General features: G+C 63.7%; 18 protein-coding genes and 1 tRNA gene. 7 read left to right on the top strand and 12 right to left on the bottom strand.

The window, feature by feature from the left end; translation table 11 throughout:
• Positions 1-22: 22 nt before the first annotated feature.
• The 3 genes from WJ542_RS08060 to WJ542_RS08050 all read right to left on the bottom strand — a co-directional run bounded on the left by WJ542_RS08060 (position 23) and on the right by WJ542_RS08050 (position 1,896).
• The gene (locus tag WJ542_RS08060; RefSeq protein WP_411188773.1) at positions 23-871 is read right to left on the bottom strand and encodes an undecaprenyl-diphosphate phosphatase; all 849 of its coding nucleotides are present in this window, start codon (positions 869-871) and stop codon (positions 23-25) included.
• Between the two features lie 75 nt (positions 872-946).
• Entirely contained in the window at positions 947-1,534 is a 588-nt protein-coding gene (locus WJ542_RS08055; protein ID WP_411188772.1) for a DUF1439 domain-containing protein, read from the bottom strand.
• A 59-nt stretch (positions 1,535-1,593) separates the two neighbouring features.
• Positions 1,594-1,896, bottom strand: coding sequence for a YkgJ family cysteine cluster protein (locus tag WJ542_RS08050; protein WP_411188771.1), 303 nt, complete (start codon positions 1,894-1,896; stop codon positions 1,594-1,596).
• Between the two features lie 239 nt (positions 1,897-2,135).
• Here WJ542_RS08050 and hemN point away from each other — a divergent pair, with 239 nt between their 5' ends.
• Both hemN and WJ542_RS08040 read left to right on the top strand, forming a co-directional pair.
• On the top strand, positions 2,136-3,521 hold the full coding sequence (hemN, locus tag WJ542_RS08045; RefSeq protein WP_411188770.1) for an oxygen-independent coproporphyrinogen III oxidase: 1,386 nt from the start codon (positions 2,136-2,138) through the stop codon (positions 3,519-3,521).
• A gap of 103 nt (positions 3,522-3,624) precedes the next feature.
• Positions 3,625-3,709: transfer RNA gene (locus tag WJ542_RS08040), tRNA-Leu, on the top strand.
• A gap of 307 nt (positions 3,710-4,016) precedes the next feature.
• Here WJ542_RS08040 and WJ542_RS08035 read toward each other — a convergent pair.
• The 3 genes from WJ542_RS08035 to poxB form a co-directional block, all read right to left on the bottom strand.
• Positions 4,017-4,556 (bottom strand): hypothetical protein, encoded by a 540-nt coding sequence (locus tag WJ542_RS08035; RefSeq protein WP_411188769.1) that lies wholly within the window; start codon positions 4,554-4,556, stop codon positions 4,017-4,019.
• A gap of 547 nt (positions 4,557-5,103) precedes the next feature.
• Positions 5,104-5,880, bottom strand: a complete 777-nt coding sequence (locus WJ542_RS08030) for a TraB/GumN family protein (RefSeq protein WP_411188768.1) — start codon at positions 5,878-5,880, stop codon at positions 5,104-5,106.
• A gap of 133 nt (positions 5,881-6,013) precedes the next feature.
• A complete protein-coding gene (gene poxB / locus WJ542_RS08025) occupies positions 6,014-7,732 on the bottom strand; it encodes a ubiquinone-dependent pyruvate dehydrogenase (RefSeq protein WP_411188767.1) in 1,719 nt (572 codons plus the stop codon).
• Positions 7,733-7,993: 261 nt separating this feature from the next.
• On the opposite strand from poxB, the gene WJ542_RS08020 reads away from it, so the two are divergent.
• Positions 7,994-8,698, top strand: coding sequence for a pseudouridine synthase (locus tag WJ542_RS08020; protein WP_411188766.1), 705 nt, complete (start codon positions 7,994-7,996; stop codon positions 8,696-8,698).
• Positions 8,699-8,852: 154 nt separating this feature from the next.
• Positions 8,853-9,041, top strand: coding sequence for a hypothetical protein (locus WJ542_RS08015; protein ID WP_411188764.1), 189 nt, complete (start codon positions 8,853-8,855; stop codon positions 9,039-9,041).
• Positions 9,042-9,075: 34 nt separating this feature from the next.
• On the opposite strand, the gene WJ542_RS08010 is transcribed toward WJ542_RS08015, so the two are convergent.
• Entirely contained in the window at positions 9,076-10,125 is a 1,050-nt protein-coding gene (locus WJ542_RS08010) for an NAD-dependent epimerase/dehydratase family protein (RefSeq protein ID WP_411188763.1), read from the bottom strand.
• Between the two features lie 75 nt (positions 10,126-10,200).
• Between WJ542_RS08010 and WJ542_RS08005 the strand changes: the two genes are divergently transcribed.
• Positions 10,201-11,232, top strand: a complete 1,032-nt coding sequence (locus WJ542_RS08005) for a CDP-6-deoxy-delta-3,4-glucoseen reductase (RefSeq protein ID WP_411188762.1) — start codon at positions 10,201-10,203, stop codon at positions 11,230-11,232.
• 81 nt (positions 11,233-11,313) lie between these two features.
• Here WJ542_RS08005 and WJ542_RS08000 read toward each other — a convergent pair whose 3' ends face one another.
• Complete coding sequence (locus WJ542_RS08000; RefSeq protein WP_411188761.1) at positions 11,314-11,550, bottom strand: hypothetical protein; 237 nt, start codon at positions 11,548-11,550, stop codon at positions 11,314-11,316.
• Here WJ542_RS08000 and WJ542_RS07995 point away from each other — a divergent pair.
• Positions 11,549-12,733 (top strand): acetylornithine transaminase, encoded by a 1,185-nt coding sequence (locus WJ542_RS07995; protein WP_411188759.1) that lies wholly within the window; start codon positions 11,549-11,551, stop codon positions 12,731-12,733. The two genes, WJ542_RS08000 and WJ542_RS07995, sit on opposite strands and share 2 nt — an antisense overlap.
• A gap of 17 nt (positions 12,734-12,750) precedes the next feature.
• A complete protein-coding gene (locus WJ542_RS07990) occupies positions 12,751-13,221 on the top strand; it encodes a GNAT family acetyltransferase (protein WP_411188758.1) in 471 nt (156 codons plus the stop codon).
• A 108-nt stretch (positions 13,222-13,329) separates the two neighbouring features.
• On the opposite strand, the gene WJ542_RS07985 is transcribed toward WJ542_RS07990, so the two are convergent.
• Genes WJ542_RS07985 through WJ542_RS07970 form a run of 4 tightly spaced genes read right to left on the bottom strand, consistent with a single transcriptional unit; the run spans position 13,330 to position 16,977 of the window.
• Positions 13,330-14,046, bottom strand: a complete 717-nt coding sequence (locus WJ542_RS07985) for an ABC transporter ATP-binding protein (RefSeq protein WP_411188756.1) — start codon at positions 14,044-14,046, stop codon at positions 13,330-13,332.
• Entirely contained in the window at positions 14,046-14,822 is a 777-nt protein-coding gene (locus WJ542_RS07980; RefSeq protein ID WP_411188755.1) for an ABC transporter ATP-binding protein, read from the bottom strand. Before WJ542_RS07980 ends, WJ542_RS07985 begins: the two co-directional genes overlap by 1 nt.
• Positions 14,823-14,840: 18 nt before the next feature.
• Complete coding sequence (locus WJ542_RS07975; RefSeq protein ID WP_411188754.1) at positions 14,841-16,010, bottom strand: ABC transporter permease subunit; 1,170 nt, start codon at positions 16,008-16,010, stop codon at positions 14,841-14,843.
• A gap of 16 nt (positions 16,011-16,026) precedes the next feature.
• A complete protein-coding gene (locus WJ542_RS07970) occupies positions 16,027-16,977 on the bottom strand; it encodes a branched-chain amino acid ABC transporter permease (protein WP_411188753.1) in 951 nt (316 codons plus the stop codon).
• Between the last annotated feature and the right edge of the window lie 98 nt (positions 16,978-17,075).

Here is a 17,075-nt window from a genome sequence, read left to right as displayed (position 1 = left end):
CACAAGGCGCCCCTTTTGATTTTCAGTCTTCCCAGCCAAGCCCGCCGCCATAGCCGAACAGCAGGACGATGAGGCCGAACACGATGCGATACCACGCAAACGCCGTGAAGTCGTGCGAGGCAACGAAGCGCAGCAGCCAGCGCACGCAGGCAAACGCGCTAACGAACGCGGCAACGAAGCCCACGCCGAACAAACTCAGCCAGTCTATTGAGAGCGCTTGCCAGTTCTTGTGCAGTTCGTAGACGGTGGCGCCGAAGATCACCGGAATCGCCAGGAAGAACGAAAACTCGGTGGCGATGCGCCGCTCGAAGCCGAACAGCATCGCACCGATGATCGTCGAACCGGAGCGCGACATACCCGGAATCAGCGCAAAACACTGCGCACAGCCGACCTTGAACGCGTCCAGCGGCCGGATGTCGTCGATCGAGCGTACCCGCGCAGGCGTCTGCGCGGCCGGCGCACCGGAACGACGGTGGCGCCCCTCCACCCAGAGTATGACGAGGCCGCCGGCCACCAGCGCGAACGCCACGGGCACCGGCGCGAACAGCGCCGACTTGATCGCCTTTTCGAACAGCAGGCCGAGCACGACGGCGGGCACGGTCGCGACGATCACGTTCAACGCGAAGCGCCGCGCGTCGGGCCGCGTGGGCAGCCCCGCGATCACATTGCCGATCTTGCCGCGAAATTCCCAGCACACCGCGAGAATCGCCCCGAACTGGATTACCACGTCGAAGGTCTTCTCGTAGTCGCCGTCGAAGCTGAGCGCGCTGCCCGCAACGATCAGATGGCCGGTGCTCGATACCGGAAGGAACTCGGTTAGCCCTTCGACGACACCCAGAATCAAAGCCTTGCAGAACAGTATCCAGTCCATCCGTTTCCTCGCGAGGATTCGCGCCGGACGGAAGACGGGACCGCCGGCGGCTGCACGCGGCGGCGTCGCGTCGGCTTATTTCTCGACGATCTGCACTCGCATGCCGTTTGTAAGGATGTTGATTGTACCCGGTTCGTAGTTGACCCCGGCAAACTGCAATTGCTCGGGCTTGAACGTGTAGACGGGATAGTTGTTGAGCAACTGCGCGGCAGCGAGCGCCGCCACCGAGCCCACCTGCTGTCCGTAGGCCGCGGCCGCGCCTTGCATGTCCACGCTGTCGACCGACGGCGACTGGAGCACCACCGAGCGGCTCGCGGCATCCCACGCAAGCGCGCTCGATAGCGTGAAAACGCCATCGACAGGCTGCTGCAACAGCGGGCTCTGAAGCTCGGCGTCGAGGCGGACGGCCACGCGATTGCGATCGGGCTGCAGCACGACGACGGGGTTCGTCAGCGTCACCTCGAAGAGTTGCTGCAACGAGCGGTGATACGGGAACTTGCGCTGGACCGCCGCCTGCACCTGCTCCTGCGAGAACGTGTAGTGATCGGGGATGAACGGGAAGGTACCCGTCGCACACGCGCCCAGTGACATGGCCGTGCCCGCCGCGGCACATGCCGCGAGGAGGAAGGCTCGCCGGGAAACGCGCGTTGCCGTATGAATCATGCGAAATCTCCTTGAAGGGCGGCGCGAGGCCTGCCGTTCGAAACGTGGGAAGGACGCACTCAGGCGTCGGGCGAGGGCCGCGTCGCCGACTCGAGCCGCGTGAGCCAGACGATCGCCTCTTCGCGCGAGGCGCCGCACATCTCGGCCTGCGGCTGCAGCCCCGAGCAGCATGCGGGCCGCAGCGGCGAACCGAAGATCGCGCATTGCAGATCCTCGCCAAGCTGAATGCAGCGCACGCCCGCGGGCTTGCCCCCGGGCATGCCCGGAATCGGGCTCGTAATGGACGGCGCGATGCAGCACGCGCCGCAGCCGGGGCGACATGCGTGACCCGGCACGTCGAAGGGGGAAACGGCACTCACCATCTGCTTCCTGAATCAGTCGATACGATCCGCCTCGCGACGAACCAGACGCATTGTGCCATTGCCGGCTGCGACCTTTTTACACAAACGCCAAACGCACCGCACTCTTAAACTGGATCAATCCGGCGCAAGAAATTATGCCGTCCGGTGCCAGGCCCGAGCGATGTCCGGGTGTTGCCCGAATGTTGCCTCGAAATGGCGCCGGCCACGGCCGCACGGCGCCCCAACAACGAGAACCCCGCATGCGTGACGCCGATCTCCTGTTCCGCCCCGACCTGCTGGCCAAGTACGGCGCGAACGGCCCGCGGTATACGTCCTACCCCACCGCGCTGCAGTTCCGCGAAGACTTCGATCCCGCCCACTACTTCCGTGCCGCCACCGACCCCGGTGCCGAAGAAACCGATCTTTCCCTCTACTTCCACATTCCATTCTGCGACACCGTCTGCTTTTATTGCGGCTGCAACAAGGTTGCGACGAAAAACCGCACCCGCGCGAAACCGTATCTGAAACAGATGATCCGCGAACTGGAACTGCAGGCCGCACTTTTCGACACGAAGCGGCCCGTCTCGCAGCTCCACTGGGGCGGCGGCACACCTACCTTCCTTTCGCCCGACGAGATGAGCGCACTGATGGCCGCCACGCGCGCGCACTTCACGCTGCGCTCCGACAACGAGGGCGAATATTCGATCGAAATCGACCCGCGCGAAGCCTCGGCGGCCACTATTGCGCATCTGCGCGGCCTCGGCTTCAACCGCCTGAGCCTCGGCGTGCAGGACTTCGACCCGGTCGTGCAGCGCGCGATCAATCGCGTGCAGCCGCTGGAGATGACGGTTGAATGCATCAATGCGGCACGCGCGAACCGCTTCGAATCGATCAGCGTCGATCTGATCTACGGACTGCCGCATCAGACCGTGGCGAGCTTCCGGCGTACGCTCGACACAATCCTGCTGCTCGCACCCGATCGCCTTTCGGTGTTCGGCTACGCGCATATGCCGCATCTGTTCAAGATGCAGCGGCAAATGGATGCGGCGGCGCTGCCCTCGCCCGCCGAACGGCTCGCGCTGCTGCAGCTCGTGGTCGAGCAGTTGACCGACGCGGGCTACGTTTACATCGGCATGGATCACTTCGCGTTGCCTACCGACGAGCTCGCAGTGGCTCAAAAGCAGCGCACGCTGCATCGCAATTTCCAGGGCTACAGCACGCGCGCCGACTGCGACCTGATCGGCTTCGGCGCGTCGTCCATCGGCAAGGTCGGCGACGTCTACGCCCAGAACGCGAAGGATCTGCCCGGCTATGGCGCCGCGCTTGACGCGGGGCGGCTCGCGATTGCACGCGGCATCCGCCTGGGCGCCGACGATCGGCTGCGCCGCGACATCATCACTGAGCTGATGTGCAATCTCGAACTGCGCTTCGACGAGTTCGAGGCCGCCTACGGCGTGAGTTTCCCGAGCGCCTTTGCACCCGAACTCGAACGCCTGCGCTCGTTCGAGGAAGACGGGCTTGTCGCGCGCGGCGCGAACCGGCTCGAAGTGCTGCCGGCCGGGCGGATGTTCGTGCGCAATATCGCCATGGTGTTCGACCGCTACCTCGGCACGCAGCGCCCGGAGCAATTCTCGCGCACGGTTTGAGCGCGTGGTGGGCGCCGGTTGCCGGGCGGGCTGAATTAGGTCATAATTCTTGGCTACCCGGCGCATAGCCGTCGTAAATAGCGACGGATGGTGCCGAGGTCCTGCCTCGGTGGTGAAATTGGTAGACGCGCCGGACTCAAAATCCGGTTCCGAAAGGAGTGCCGGTTCGATTCCGGCCCGAGGCACCAAGTACTCTCCGAACGTTCACAACGTTTCGCCAGCAAACCCCGCCAGACATAGCGCTGCGGGGTTTTTTGTTGCCATCGCCTGCAACGCGTTACCAGTGACAGCCGGTGGTATTTTTGGTGGCATCAGCTCAGCTACCACCGAATTTCGCGCTGCGATACCACCATGCCGCTCACCGACACTCAAGTCAGGAGCCCGGTACAACCCGGAAGACAGCGGCAACCGTCTGCCAGACAGCGGCCGCATGTACCTCCAGCTCGACAAGTCCGGCGCGAAATACTGGCGGATGAACTACCGGGAATTGGCTGATTAGTCCGAGAATACATACTTGCCGTTGATCTTCCTGACCGAGACAATGGCCAGGTCCGGAAACAGCCGGTGACGAACGAACCAGACATAACCAATGATCACAACGCCGACTCCCAGACCAATAGAGGCCCAGACGGGGTCATCAGAGAAACCCTGAAGTTGTCGCGGCAATTGGGAAAGCGAGAGAAAGATAAACGCCGTGTAAATAGTGGCGTTGTCGGTCAAGAACCCCCGCAAAAACAGAATAGCGAACAATACTCCAATCGCGCCGACCACCACACCAACAGCCATCGACGCATTAAGGGCAACATACCCTCCCAGGAGAATCGCAAGCATCAACTGGATGCAGGCAATCGCGATCACGATCCTGCGATGGATCTTGTTGTCGGCGCAACGGCGCGGGTCTACGTGCGTTGCAATAAGGTACGCAAGAGCCCGATCCTTTACACCTTGCCCCGATAACTCAGCAAAAACGTCCTGTTTCTTCGCGCCGGCAGACAGCATTACGGCGACTTTCGTCCGCATTTCACTTCTTTTCATTTATGCCCCCTTTCGCATCCCGGTCCGAAGCAGACTGGTGATTTCTTGCGACGATATTCTACACACGGTACAGAACCGACAATCGGTGTGATGCGATTCTTGCAGCCGCATCAGCGAGATGCGCTTCGGGTAGGTGAATCCAAGACGAGGCTGCGTCAGACCAATGAATTGTATTTACGAACAAACATCACCGCGATACTCACGGATTGCCGCTCCAGGCGCGCCATTACGGGCATGGCGCCCGACGCGTCAGTAACAGCGAATTTTTTCGCATATTATTAGTTCACCTATTTCCGCGCAGTTTCGAAACTGCCGATGGGCCTGAAAGGCTTATACCTCAAGGAAATGCGGGCGGCGTGAGCCGGAATTTCCGAACGCTTTTCCGCGCAGCAAGTCCGCAGATAATGCCGAACTGGAAAAACCGCCAGCGTCGATTGCAGTGGAATCAGCAACGGCGGGCGGGCGTAGTTTCCACCCTGGTTACCACAGGAAACAGGCGTTTGGAAACCGCTGAGCCGATCTGCAGCAGCGCTGCGCGACAATCCGGTTAAACGTCTTGCCGGGGCGCCAGGTGAAGGCCCTGTTGTCGCAGCAGGACAGGAAGACCTGTTGGTCCTACGAGGTGCAGGGCACCTACGACTATCAGATTATGCGTGCCGGCCCGGACCATCTCGGCAATCAGTGGCGCCCAATCCTCATTGCGCCTGGTCAGGACAGCGTCGACGGATTGCGGCCAAAGCTTTCTGCGGTCCTCCAGTAGATTTTCGAAGTGTCCGAGGTCGTGGTTCTGCCATGCCGAAACCATGGCTTCTATCTCCGAAAATCCTGCGTCCGTTGGCGTTGCAATATGGTCCAGGAGCGAAACTTGTTCCGACAAGGGTGTGCTCATCAAAAGACGCAACTGGTCGTTCAGATCTTCGAGATAGTCAATTTTCTTGCGCGCCAGTTCCGATCTCTCGCGCAGAAGGTGGTCCACGCCAAACTGTGTCAAATACCCGTTCCGAGATGCCTCCGAGATTTGCAGAGTCATGGCGACCATCACTGGACGCAGCACCAACAGATTCGCGTCAGGAAGTCCCAGTCGAGCCCAGTGCGCATGCACCCTGCGAAATACCGGTGGCTCCATGAGCCTATCGAGGCGAGTATCGGGCGGCAGCATGAATAGCGATGCATCTGGGGCAACCTTCTGATCGGCCTCGAAGATCACGCGATCGGCCTGCTCGAAGATGCGCCCGGCGATGTCGGATAAAGTCAGTCGCGCCATGTTTGTCACATGGACGGAACCGAGCACGTAGGTGTTTGAACCTTCGATCTGCCAGAGCACGCCACTTCCCCCAAAACGTCAATCAGCGGACTTGGCCTGAATGCGTACCGCAGCCGCATTATCCTCAACCGGCTTCAAAAGCAAAGCCCCGCACTATTGCGGGGCTTTGCGCGCTTACAACCGTCCGACTCCATCAACGCAGATTAGTCTGCGCAAGCTCGATCACCTCGTCCCCGCGCCCGCTCAGCACCGCGCGCAGCATATAGAGGCTGAACCCCTTGGCCTGCGCCCATTGCAGCTTCGGCGGCATCGCCAGCTCATGCTTGGCCGTCACCACATCGACGAGCGCCGGCCCAGGATGCGTGAACGCCGCGCGCAACGCATCGTCGAGCGCTTCCGACGTCTCCACCCGCACGCTGAATATACCCGCCCCCTTCGCGATGTCCGCAAAGTTGGTCGCCACGAGGTCGGTGCCCGTTTCGACGTAGCCGCCAGCCTTCATCTCCATCGCAACAAAGCCCAGCGTGCCATTATTCAGGACAACGATCTTGATCGGCAGGTCGAGCTGCCGCGAAGTCAGGATGTCGCCGAGCAGCATCGAGAGCCCGCCATCGCCCGACAGCGAGATCACCTGTCGGCCCGCATGGGCCGCCTGCGCGCCCAGCGCCTGCGGCATCGCATTGGCCATCGACCCGTGGTTGAACGAGCCGTGCAGCCGGCGCTTGCCGTTCATCGTGAGATAGCGCGCCGCCCACAGCGTCGGCGTGCCGACATCGACGGCGAAGATCGCGTCGTCGGCCGCGAGCGCGTTCACGCGCGCCGTCACGTATTGCGGATGCAGCGGCTTGCCCGCGGGCGCCGGCGTCGCGAGATCGTCGAGACCCTGGCGCGCAGTCTTGTAGTGCTCCTTCGCACGCTCGACGAAGCGGCGATCGGTCTTGCGCGTGAGCTTCGGCGCGAGCGCCCGCAACGTCTCGCGCACATCGCCCACGAGGCCGAGCGCAAGCGGCGCCCGCCTGCCGAGCGCCGCCGGATTGCGGTCGATCTGCACGATGTTGGTGTGCTGCGGATAGAAGTTGCGATACGGGAAGTCGGTGCCGAGCATCACGAGCGTGTCGCACGACATCATCGCGTGATAGCCCGAGCTGAAGCCGATCAGTCCCGTCATGCCCACGTCGTAAGGGTTGTCCCATTCGACGTACTGCTTGCCGCGCAATGCATGTACGGTCGGCGCGCCGAGCGCGTCCGCCAGCGCGACGACTTCGTCGTGTGCGCCTTTGCAACCGCTGCCGCACAGCAGCGTGACGGCTTCCGAGCGGTTCAGCAGGTCGGCGAGCCGGTCGATGTCCGCCTCCGCCGGCAGCGTCGCCGGCCGCGCGGCCTGGGCCCATGCCGGCTCCTCGCCGGTCGCTTCGAGCAAGGCCACGTCGCCCGGCAGCACGATCACCGCCACGCCCTTTTCGTCGATGGCCGTGCGCAACGCCGTCGCGAGCACGCGCGGGAACTGCGAGGCGTTCGTCACCAGTTCGACGTAGTGGCTGCACTCCTTGAATAGCTCTTGCGGATGCGTTTCCTGAAAGTAGTGGAGGCCGATCTCCGTCGACGGAATGTGCGCCGCGATCGCGAGCACGGGAACATGGTTGCGTTGGCAATCATAGAGGCCGTTGATGAGGTGCAGGTTGCCCGGCCCGCAGCTTCCCGCGCAGACCGCGAGCCGCCCCGTTGCCGCCGCTTCGGCTCCGGCCGCGAATGCCGCAACCTCCTCGTGGCGCGTATGCATCCAGCGAATCGTGCCAAGACGATCCAGGCTCGAAGACAAGCCGTTCAGGCTGTCACCGGTGACGCCCCAGATGCGCTCTACGCCCACCGCTTCGAGTGTCTTCGCCAGATAATCCGCGATCGTGTTCGCCATGCTGTCCTCCTCGTAGACTGACGCGCGGCGCCGCGATGTGCCTGTCCCGCTGCACATCGCGGCACCGCGCCGGAAAAAGGGATGCGTATCGCGCAACCGCGCCGTCATTCGCCGGCGGCAATCTGCGATGCGTCGCGCTACGTTACGCCATCCTCGCGAAGGATGCTTCGAAGCCCGCATGCGGCAAGCGAGGCGCCGCGCCCGCCCCGGACCGCGGTGCCGGTTAGAATGCAGCGGTTTTGACGCCGTCCGCCGGTCTTCATGAATCTCGAAAGCATTCTCTTCAGCCAGGGTTTCGGTTCGCGCCGCCAGTGCCGCGCGCTCGTCGCCGACGCGCGCGTCGCCGTCGCGGGCGCCCTCTGCACCGATCCGCTCGCATCGTTCGACACCGCAGGGCTCAGCTTCAGTGTGGACGCCGAACCCTGGCCGTTTCACGAACGCGCGTATCTCGCGCTGAACAAGCCTGCGGGCTACGAGTGCTCGCGCGATCCGCAGCACCATCTGAGCGTCTTTCATCTGCTGCCGGCACCGCTCGCGACGCGCGGCGTGCAATGCGTTGGCCGTCTCGATCAGGACACGACCGGCTTGCTGCTGCTTTCGGACGACGGCCAGTTCGTTCACGCCTTCACGTCACCCAAACGCAAGGTGCCGAAGGTCTACGTGGCAACGACACGCCACGCGCTAGACGACACGCAACTCGAGGCGCTGCGTACTGGCGTCCTGCTGCACGGCGAACGGGAGCCCATCGCGGCCGTCGATGCGCGCACGCACGGCGAACATGAACTCGAACTCACGGTGCTGGAAGGGAAGTACCACCAGGTCAAGCGGATGATCGCCGCTGTGGGTAATCGCTGCGAGGCACTGCATCGCGAGCGCATTGGCGGCTTCACGCTGCCCGCGGATCTCGCGCCCGGCGCCTGGCGATGGCTCGAAGCGCCCGAGCTCGACGCACTGCGCGAAGGCTGATCCCCACCGTATCGACACCGGTTGCGGCTATGTGCGGTGCCGCACTCATATCGTCGGAACCGTCCCTGTTCCGCCGCGCCGCAACATGCCCTTCCTGACGTTGCGCCCTATACTCGTTTAAACAATGATTACAAGCGATGCAAGGAGGGGGGCTATGTTCATCAACGGCACATATCAAATTTCATACGTGTTGATGGCGTTCGTGGCAATGGGGGCGCTGCTGATCGGCGGGCTGCTCGTGTCGATGCGTTTGCGTCATCGATATCAGCCAGGTCTGATCGGCGTGCTCATCGGCGCCCTGTTCTGCTTCCTCTTGCTCGAAGCGCTGCCGGCCATCACGTGAACGGCACGCTTGCGCCATGCCGCCGCGCCCTTGTTCACGGGCGCGGCGGCAGCGTGCGCAGAAAATCGTCGACGCTCGGATAACGCAGTCTCACACCCAGTTCCCGCTTGAGCCGTCGGTTCGAAAGGCGCCGGGATTCGCGCATGAACGAAAGCAGCATGGGTTCGAGGCGGCGTTCCGCTTCCTCCCGGCTCACGCGCGGCGCCCGCGCGAGTCCGAACGCATCGGCCACGCGGTCGAAATAGTCCCCCATCTTCAGTTCGCTGTCGTCCGACGCGTGCACCACGCGCGCCGGGCGGCCATGCGCGGCGAGCCGCACCATGATGGCGGCCAGATCGTCGGCGTGGATATGGCTCGTATAGACGTCGTCACGCTCGACCAGCGCCGGCGTGCCTTTCGCGAGACGAGCGAGCGGCAGGCGGTTGGCCGCATAGATGCCGGGAATGCGCGCGATCGAAGCCGTCAGCACGCCGCGCGCGGTCGCGCGGCGCAGCACGCGCTCGGCGGCCACCCGGCGCTTGGCGCGCGCGTTGGCGGGTCGTACAGGGCGCGTTTCGTCGATGCGCTCGCCTTCGCAATCGCCATAGACGCCCGTGGTGCTGGCATAAACCAGTTTCAATCGGCCAGTGCGGATACGCGTCCGCCCTGCGGGCCCCATAGTGCGCTCGGGTACAATAGACCGTGCTTTGCGACGCACCGGCAGCGCTGCGCGCGGGCTTGCCGCCATGCCGCGCCGCGAGGCTCCATGGGGTCTCCCGGCCGGCCGCGCCGCCGAACGGCTCCGGGCGGTCAAGGCGGCGATCAGATGACGGCTACGGTTGTCGTCTTCGCCGGATTTTTCCGGCGGCGCGAGGTGCAGCACGACATTCGCGAGCCCGGCGAGCCGCGCAAGACTCGCCCGCACGTCAAGGTCGCCCACCAGCGGGACCGTGCCGGCCTCGCGCAGCGAAGCCGCGCGTGCCGGCTGGCTCGTGAGCGCAAACACGCGTGCGCGGGGGCGCAGCAGCACGGCGCAGCGCAAGCCGACGTCGCCGCAACCGACGATCAGGATGCGCGCACGGCGCAAGGTTCTTGTGGCAATCATGGTGGACCCATTTTAAGCCGTCGGCCCACGTCGGCGGCGGCCCTTACGGATTTCCGACTTACGCTTCAATCGAATATGGCTTTCAACGTAACGCTCAAGCAAAGCGGCCGGCAGTTCCAGGTCGAACCGGACGAACCCATCCTCAATGCAGCCCTGCGCCAGGGCGTCGGCCTGCCTTATGGCTGCAAGAACGGCGCCTGCGGTTCGTGCAAGGGCACGATCTGCAACGGCGAGATCGAACAGCGCGCGCACGCGGCCTCGGCGCTTTCGAACGACGAACGCACGCGCGGCATGGCGCTCCTGTGCTGCGCGACGGCCCAGTCGGACCTCGAAATCGACATCCGCGAAGTCGCGGGCGTGGGCGACATGCAGGTGCGCAAGCTGCCCACGCGCATCGCCGCGATCGAGCGCCGTGCCGACGACGTGGTCGTCCTGAAGCTGCAACTGCCCGCCAATGAGCGCCTGCAATACCTCGCCGGCCAGTACCTCGAATTCATCCTGAAGGACGGCACGCGCCGCAGCTACTCGATGGCGACCGCGCCGCACGAGGAAGGCCCGCTCGAACTGCACGTCCGCCACATGCCGGGCGGCAAGTTCACCGACCACGTCTTCACGCAGATGAAGGAGCGCGACATCCTGCGTTTCGAGGCACCGCTCGGCACCTTCTTCCTGCGCGAGGACTCGGAGAAGCCGATTGTCCTGCTCGCCTCGGGCACCGGCTTCGCGCCGATCAAGGCCATCGTCGAGCACGCGGCCTACAAGAACCTGAACCGCCCGATGACGCTCTATTGGGGCGCGCGCCAGAAAAAGGACCTGTACCTGCTGGATCTCGCCGAACAATGGGCGAAGGACATTCCGAACTTCCGCTTCGTGCCGGTGCTATCGGAACCCGCTGCGAGCGACAACTGGACCGGCCGCACGGGCTTCGTGCACCGCGCGGTGATCGAAGACCTGTCTGACCTGTCCGGCTATCAGGTCTACGCGTGCGGCGCGCCGGTCATGGTGGAATCGGCGCAGCGCGACTTCTCGCAGCACCACGGCCTGCCCGAAGACGAGTTCTACGCGGACTCGTTCACAAGCGCAGCGGACCTCGCCAACCCCGTTTGATACGGCCTCTCACGCGGTTCGTGGCGGCGGGTTGGCCAACTGCCGTCACGAAAATTTCTTCCGCCGTGCACAATTGACGGTTTACACGGCCGATCCGCTTGTCGTATTCTTGCGCCCATGAACCGCATCCTGTCCGCTCTCCGACGTCGCCGCTTGCCCGAATAGGGCCTGGCTTCGTTGCGGACGCGCGTCACTCACGCGCATGCAGTTCGAATTACGAAAGCCACGGCCAGCCGTGGCTTTTTGTTTTTCCGGCCGCCCCGTCGCGGCTTCCTTGCCACCCTTGTTGCAACCCTTGAGCGCGGAGCCCGTTGCCATGAATTTTTCCGAGTACCCGACCGAGTCGCTGATGTACATCACCAACCGGCCCGAAATCGTTTTCACGCATGGCAAGGGGTCGTGGCTCTACGACAACGCAGGCAAGCGATATCTGGACTTCATCCAGGGCTGGGCCGTCAACAGTCTCGGCCACTGCAACGAAGGCATGATCGAGGCGCTCGACAAGCAGTCGCGCCTCCTCATCAATCCGTCGCCGGCCTTCTACAACGAGCCGATGGCGAAGCTCGCGAACCTCCTCACGGAACATAGCTGCTTCGACAAGGTGTTCTTCGCCAACAGCGGCGCGGAAGCCAACGAAGGCGCGATCAAGCTCGCGCGCAAGTGGGGCAAAAAGCATCGCGACGGCGCCTACGAGATCATCACGTTCGACCACAGCTTCCACGGCCGCACGCTCGCGACGATGTCGGCGAGCGGCAAGGCCGGCTGGGACACGATCTACGCGCCGCAGGTGCCGGGCTTCCCGAAGGCCGACCTCAACGACATTGCCTCGGTCGAGAAGCTCATCGGCGCGAAGACCGTCGCCGTGATGCTCGAACCGATCCAGGGCGAAGGCGGCGTGATTCCCGCCACGCGCGAATTCATGCAGCAACTGCGCGCGCTCACGAAGCAGCACGGCATCCTGCTGATCGTCGACGAAGTGCAGAGCGGCTGCGGCCGCGCCGGCACGCTGTTCGCCTATGAACTCTCGGGCATCGAGCCGGACATCATGACGCTCGGCAAGGGCATTGGCGGCGGCGTGCCGCTCGCGGCCTTGCTCGCGAAGCAGGAGATCTGCGTGTTCGAAGCGGGCGACCAGGGCGGCACCTACAACGGCAATCCGCTGATGACGGCCGCGGGCTATTCGGTGATTTCGCAACTGGTTGCGCCGGGCTTTCTGGAGGGCGTGCGTGCGCGCGCCGACTATCTTCGCGAGAAGCTGCTCGAACTCTCGGCGGAGCGCGGCTTCGAAGGTGAGCGTGGCGAAGGCCTGTTGCGCGCGCTGCTGCTCGGCAAGGACATCGGCCCGCAGATCGTCGAGAAGGCGCGCCTCATGCAACCCGACGGCCTGCTGCTCAACGCCGCGCGACCGAACCTGCTGCGCTTCATGCCCGCGCTCAACGTGACGAACGAAGAGATCGACCAGATGATGGCAATGCTGCGTTCGATTCTCGATTCGCTGTAATCGGCTGGAACCAGGCAATGTCCGTCACGATCCGCCCTTTCGCACGAGCCGACGCCGAAGCGGTCATCGCACTGTGGCTGCAGGCGTTTCCGGAGTATCAGGACACGACTCGCCCGCATCGCAGTCCGCGTCTGTCGATCGAGAACAAACTCGGTACGCAGCCCGAACTGTTTTTCGTCGCCACGCGCGACGAAGACGGCGCGGTGGTCGGAACGGCGATGGCGGGCTACGACGGGCATCGCGGCTGGCTCTATTCGGTGGCCGTCGATCCGGCGGAGCGGCGGCTCGGCATCGGCACGGGGCTCGTGCGCCACGCTGAAAGCCAGCTCGCCGCGCGCGGCTGCCCGAAGCTCAATCTGCAGGTACTGCGCGACAAGCCCGAGGTACTGGCTTTCTACGAGGCGCTAGGCTACCGCGCCGATGCGGTGGTGAGCCTTGGCAAGCGGCTGGAACGGCCCATGCTCGCGATCACCGCCGACGCGCAGTAAGCCCCGGCCGCCGCATCGCCAACGCGAAGGCCATAAAAAAAGCTGCATGGGTCTGAACCACCCATGCAGCTTTTTGCTTCGTACTACGAGAGGCGCTTATTCGCCCGCTTATTCGCCAAGGTAGGCAGCGCGCACCTTCGGATCGTCGAGCATCTGCTTCGCGTCGCCTTCCATCGTGACGAGGCCCGAGTCCATCACGTAGCCGCGATTCGCGGCCTGCAGCGCGAGACGCGCATTCTGCTCGACGAGCAGCACCGTGATGCCCTCGCTCGAAATCGTGCGCACCACTTCGAAGATCTTCTCGACCATGATCGGCGAAAGACCCATCGACGGTTCGTCGAGCAGCAAAAGCTTCGGCTTGCTGAGGATCGCCCGCGCCATTGCCAGCATCTGCTGCTCGCCGCCCGAGAGCGTGCCTGCGAGCTGCGTCGCGCGCTCCTTCAGGCGCGGGAAGAAGCCGAACATGCGGTCGACGTCCTTCTTGATGCCCTCGGTGTCGTTACGCAGGTACGCGCCCATCTGCATGTTTTCGAGGATCGACATGCGCGCGAAGATGCCGCGGCCTTCCGGCACCATCGCGAGGCCGCGCTTGAGCAGTTCGTGCGCCGGTACGCCCTTGATCGACTGGCCATCGTATTCGATGTCGCCCGCCGAATAGGGCTTCAGACCCGTGATCGCCTTCATCGTCGTGGTCTTGCCCGCGCCGTTCGCGCCGATCAGCGTGACGAGCTCGCCTTCCCGCACTTCGAGATCGACACCCTTCACGGCCTGAATGCCGCCGTAGTTGACCTGCAGGCCCGTGATCTTGAGAATTGCCTTTGCCATCAGTGCACCCCTGCGCCCAGATATGCCTCGATCACCTTCGGGTCCTTCTGCACGTCATGCGGCAGACCTTCGGCGATCACCTTGCCATAGTCGAGCACTGTCATGCGGTTGCACAGGCCCATCACCAGTTTCACGTCGTGCTCGATCAGCAGGATCGTCTTGCCGTCCGCGCGGATCTTGTCGAGCAGGCGCGTGAGTTCGACCTTCTCGGTCGCGTTCATGCCGGCCGCCGGCTCGTCGAGCGCGAGCAGCTTCGGATCGGTCGCGAGCGCGCGCGCGATCTCCAGACGCCGCTGGTGACCGTACGAGAGGTTGCGCGACGTATAGTCGGCGTACTGCGCGATGCCCACGTATTCGAGCAGTTCGAGCGCGCGCTCCTTGATCTCGCGCTCTTCCTTGCGCTCCGAGGGCGTCTGGAACACGGCGCCGATCAGCCCGTGCTTCGTGCGCACGTGGCGGCCCACCATCACGTTCTCCAGCGCAGTCATGCCGCCGAAGAGACGAATGTTCTGGAAAGTGCGCGCAATGCCCGCCTTCGCCACCTGATAGACGGCCGTCGGCGTGTAGGCCTCGCCGTCGAGCCTGAACTCGCCGGAGTCCGGCGTATAGAGACCCGTGATCACGTTGAAGAACGTGGTCTTGCCGGCGCCGTTCGGGCCGATGAGGCCGTAGATGGTCCCTTGCTCGATCTCGAGGCCCACGTCCGAGAGCGCCTGCAGGCCGCCGAAGCGCTTGTTCACACCCTTCACGGACAGGCGGATGGATTTGTTGCTCATATTCGTCTCTCTGTCCTTTTAGGCGCGCACCGGCTTCTTGCTGGAACGCTTCGCAATCTTCGCGATCTTGTCTTCGTGCTTCGGCGCGGGCCAGAGACCTTCCGAGCGGTACAGCATGATGACGACCATCGCGAGACCGTAGAGCAGTTGACGAATGACTTCGGTATCGACGATTTCATGGCCGAAGATCGCGTCCTGCAGCGGGCCCATCGTCGAGCGCAGGAACTCGGGGAAGATGGCGAGCAGCACCGCGCCGAGAATCACGCCCGGAATGTGGCCCATGCCGCCGAGCACCACGCAGGCGAGCACGACGACCGATTCCCAGAACGTGAACGATTCCGGCGAGACGAAGCCCTGGAAGGAGCCGAACATCGCGCCCGAAAGGCCGCCGAACGAGGCGCCCATCGCGAACGCGAGCAGCTTCACGTTACGCGTGTTGATGCCCATGGCCTTGGCGGCGATTTCGTCTTCGCGGATCGCGGCCCAGGCGCGGCCAATGCGCGAGTGCTGCAGGCGCGTACAGACCCAGATCACGAGCAGCGCGCAGATCACGAACACGTAGTAGTACATGTAGACCGACGTGAACGTGAAACCGAAGATCGTATGCGGCTGGGCGAGATTGAAGCCGGCCACTTCGAGCGGCGCGACGCCGGTGATGCCCTGCGGCCCGTTCGTGATGTTCACCGGACGGTCGAGGTTGTTCATGAAGATACGGACGATTTCCCCGAAGCCGAGGGTCACGATCGCCAGATAGTCGCCGCGCAGGCGCAGCGTCGGCGCGCCGAGCAGCACGCCAGCACCGGCCGCGAACGCCATCGCCACGGGAATCACGATCCAGTACGGCGTATGCAGACCGCCCGGAAACAGGTTCGCAATCCACTCGAACTGCGTGGTGAGGTGCGGCGAGGTCAGCAGTGCGGCCGTGTAGGCGCCGACGGCGTAGAACGCGATGTAGCCGAGGTCGAGGAGGCCGGCGAAGCCGACCACCACGTTCAGGCCCAGCGCGAGCATCACGTAGAGCATCGCGAAGTCGAGCACGCGCACCCAGTAGTTGCCGCCCGTCGCGCCCACCACGAAGGGCAGCGCGGCCACGAAGACCGCCGTGACGATGCCCACTGCGAGAGTCTTCGTCGTGTTCTTCTCGGGGATGAGCGTCGTCGACGGCTCGATCGGTTGAATAGAAGTCATGTTGTGCTACTCCCTCTTATGCGCGGTCCGCAACACGTTCGCCCAGCAGCCCCGACGGACGGAACACGAGCACGACGATCAGCACGATGAACGCGAACACGTCCTGATAGTTACTGCCGAACACCCCGCCGGTCAGATTGCCGATGTAGCCCGCGCCAAGCTGCTCGATCAGGCCGAGCACGATGCCGCCGACCATGGCGCCGCCGAGGTTGCCGATACCGCCCAGCACGGCCGCGGTGAACGCCTTCATGCCGGGAATGAAGCCCATGTAGAAGTGCGCGTTGCCGTACTCGGAGGCGATCATCACGCCGGCCAGCGCCGCGAGCGCCGAGCCGATCATGAAGGTGGCCGAGATCACGAAGTTCGGGTTCACGCCCATCAGGCTCGCATTGGCCGGGTTTTCGGCGATCGCGCGCATGGCGCGGCCGAGCTTCGTCTTGTGCACGAGCAGCAGCAGGCCAGCCATCACGACGAACGCGACGACGATGATGACGATCTCGGTGGGCGAGATCACGGCGCCGACGCCCGTCGCGCTAGGCGTGATCACGTTGATCGGATCGGTGGAGATCAGTTGCGGGAAGGCCAGCGGATTGCGGCCCCAGATGATCATGGCGAGCGTCTCGAGCAGGATCGACACGCCGATTGCGGTGATCAGCGGTGCGAGACGCGGCGCGCGCCGCAACGGCCGGTACGCGACCCGCTCGATCGTGTACCCGACGACCGAACAGACCACGGCGGCGACGATGAGACCGATGAACAGCGTGGGAATGTTCCCGAGGCCCGGGAAGTGGTTATGCAACACGTTGATGGTGGAGAGCGCGACCATGGCCCCCACCATCAGTACGTCGCCGTGCGCGAAATTGATGATGCCCAGAATCCCGTACACCATGGTGTAGCCGAGCGCGATGATGGCATAAACGCTGCCAAGCACCAGCCCGTTTAGGATCTGTTGGACGAAGATATCCATTTAATGCTCCTTAGCCCGTGCGACCGGATTCGCGCTAGTCATCGGCCGGTGGGCGATGTTTTACGGAACCGCAACGACACTTTCGGGTACTGAAAAAA

This window comes from Paraburkholderia yinzeri (genome assembly GCF_046581065.1).
Lineage (GTDB): Bacteria > Pseudomonadota > Gammaproteobacteria > Burkholderiales > Burkholderiaceae > Paraburkholderia.
Note: the sequence above shows the minus strand (reverse complement) of the source record. Positions and strands in the feature narration are given on the sequence as shown.

Bases quoted from the DNA above. Each gene is read 5' to 3' on its own strand.
- WJ542_RS08060 (WP_411188773.1), bottom strand. From the start codon at position 871: ATGGACTGGATACTGTTCTGCAAGGCTTTGATTCTGGGTGTCGTCGAA.
- WJ542_RS08055 (WP_411188772.1), bottom strand. From the start codon at position 1,534: ATGATTCATACGGCAACGCGCGTTTCCCGGCGAGCCTTCCTCCTCGCG.
- WJ542_RS08050 (WP_411188771.1), bottom strand. From the start codon at position 1,896: ATGGTGAGTGCCGTTTCCCCCTTCGACGTGCCGGGTCACGCATGTCGC.
- hemN (WP_411188770.1), top strand. From the start codon at position 2,136: ATGCGTGACGCCGATCTCCTGTTCCGCCCCGACCTGCTGGCCAAGTAC.
- WJ542_RS08035 (WP_411188769.1), bottom strand. From the start codon at position 4,556: ATGAAAAGAAGTGAAATGCGGACGAAAGTCGCCGTAATGCTGTCTGCC.
- poxB (WP_411188767.1), bottom strand. From the start codon at position 7,732: ATGGCGAACACGATCGCGGATTATCTGGCGAAGACACTCGAAGCGGTG.
- WJ542_RS08020 (WP_411188766.1), top strand. From the start codon at position 7,994: ATGAATCTCGAAAGCATTCTCTTCAGCCAGGGTTTCGGTTCGCGCCGC.
- WJ542_RS08015 (WP_411188764.1), top strand. From the start codon at position 8,853: ATGTTCATCAACGGCACATATCAAATTTCATACGTGTTGATGGCGTTC.
- WJ542_RS08010 (WP_411188763.1), bottom strand. From the start codon at position 10,125: ATGATTGCCACAAGAACCTTGCGCCGTGCGCGCATCCTGATCGTCGGT.
- WJ542_RS08005 (WP_411188762.1), top strand. From the start codon at position 10,201: ATGGCTTTCAACGTAACGCTCAAGCAAAGCGGCCGGCAGTTCCAGGTC.
- WJ542_RS07995 (WP_411188759.1), top strand. From the start codon at position 11,549: ATGAATTTTTCCGAGTACCCGACCGAGTCGCTGATGTACATCACCAAC.
- WJ542_RS08000 (WP_411188761.1), bottom strand. From the start codon at position 11,550: ATGGCAACGGGCTCCGCGCTCAAGGGTTGCAACAAGGGTGGCAAGGAA.
- WJ542_RS07990 (WP_411188758.1), top strand. From the start codon at position 12,751: ATGTCCGTCACGATCCGCCCTTTCGCACGAGCCGACGCCGAAGCGGTC.
- WJ542_RS07985 (WP_411188756.1), bottom strand. From the start codon at position 14,046: ATGGCAAAGGCAATTCTCAAGATCACGGGCCTGCAGGTCAACTACGGC.
- WJ542_RS07980 (WP_411188755.1), bottom strand. From the start codon at position 14,822: ATGAGCAACAAATCCATCCGCCTGTCCGTGAAGGGTGTGAACAAGCGC.
- WJ542_RS07975 (WP_411188754.1), bottom strand. From the start codon at position 16,010: ATGACTTCTATTCAACCGATCGAGCCGTCGACGACGCTCATCCCCGAG.
- WJ542_RS07970 (WP_411188753.1), bottom strand. From the start codon at position 16,977: ATGGATATCTTCGTCCAACAGATCCTAAACGGGCTGGTGCTTGGCAGC.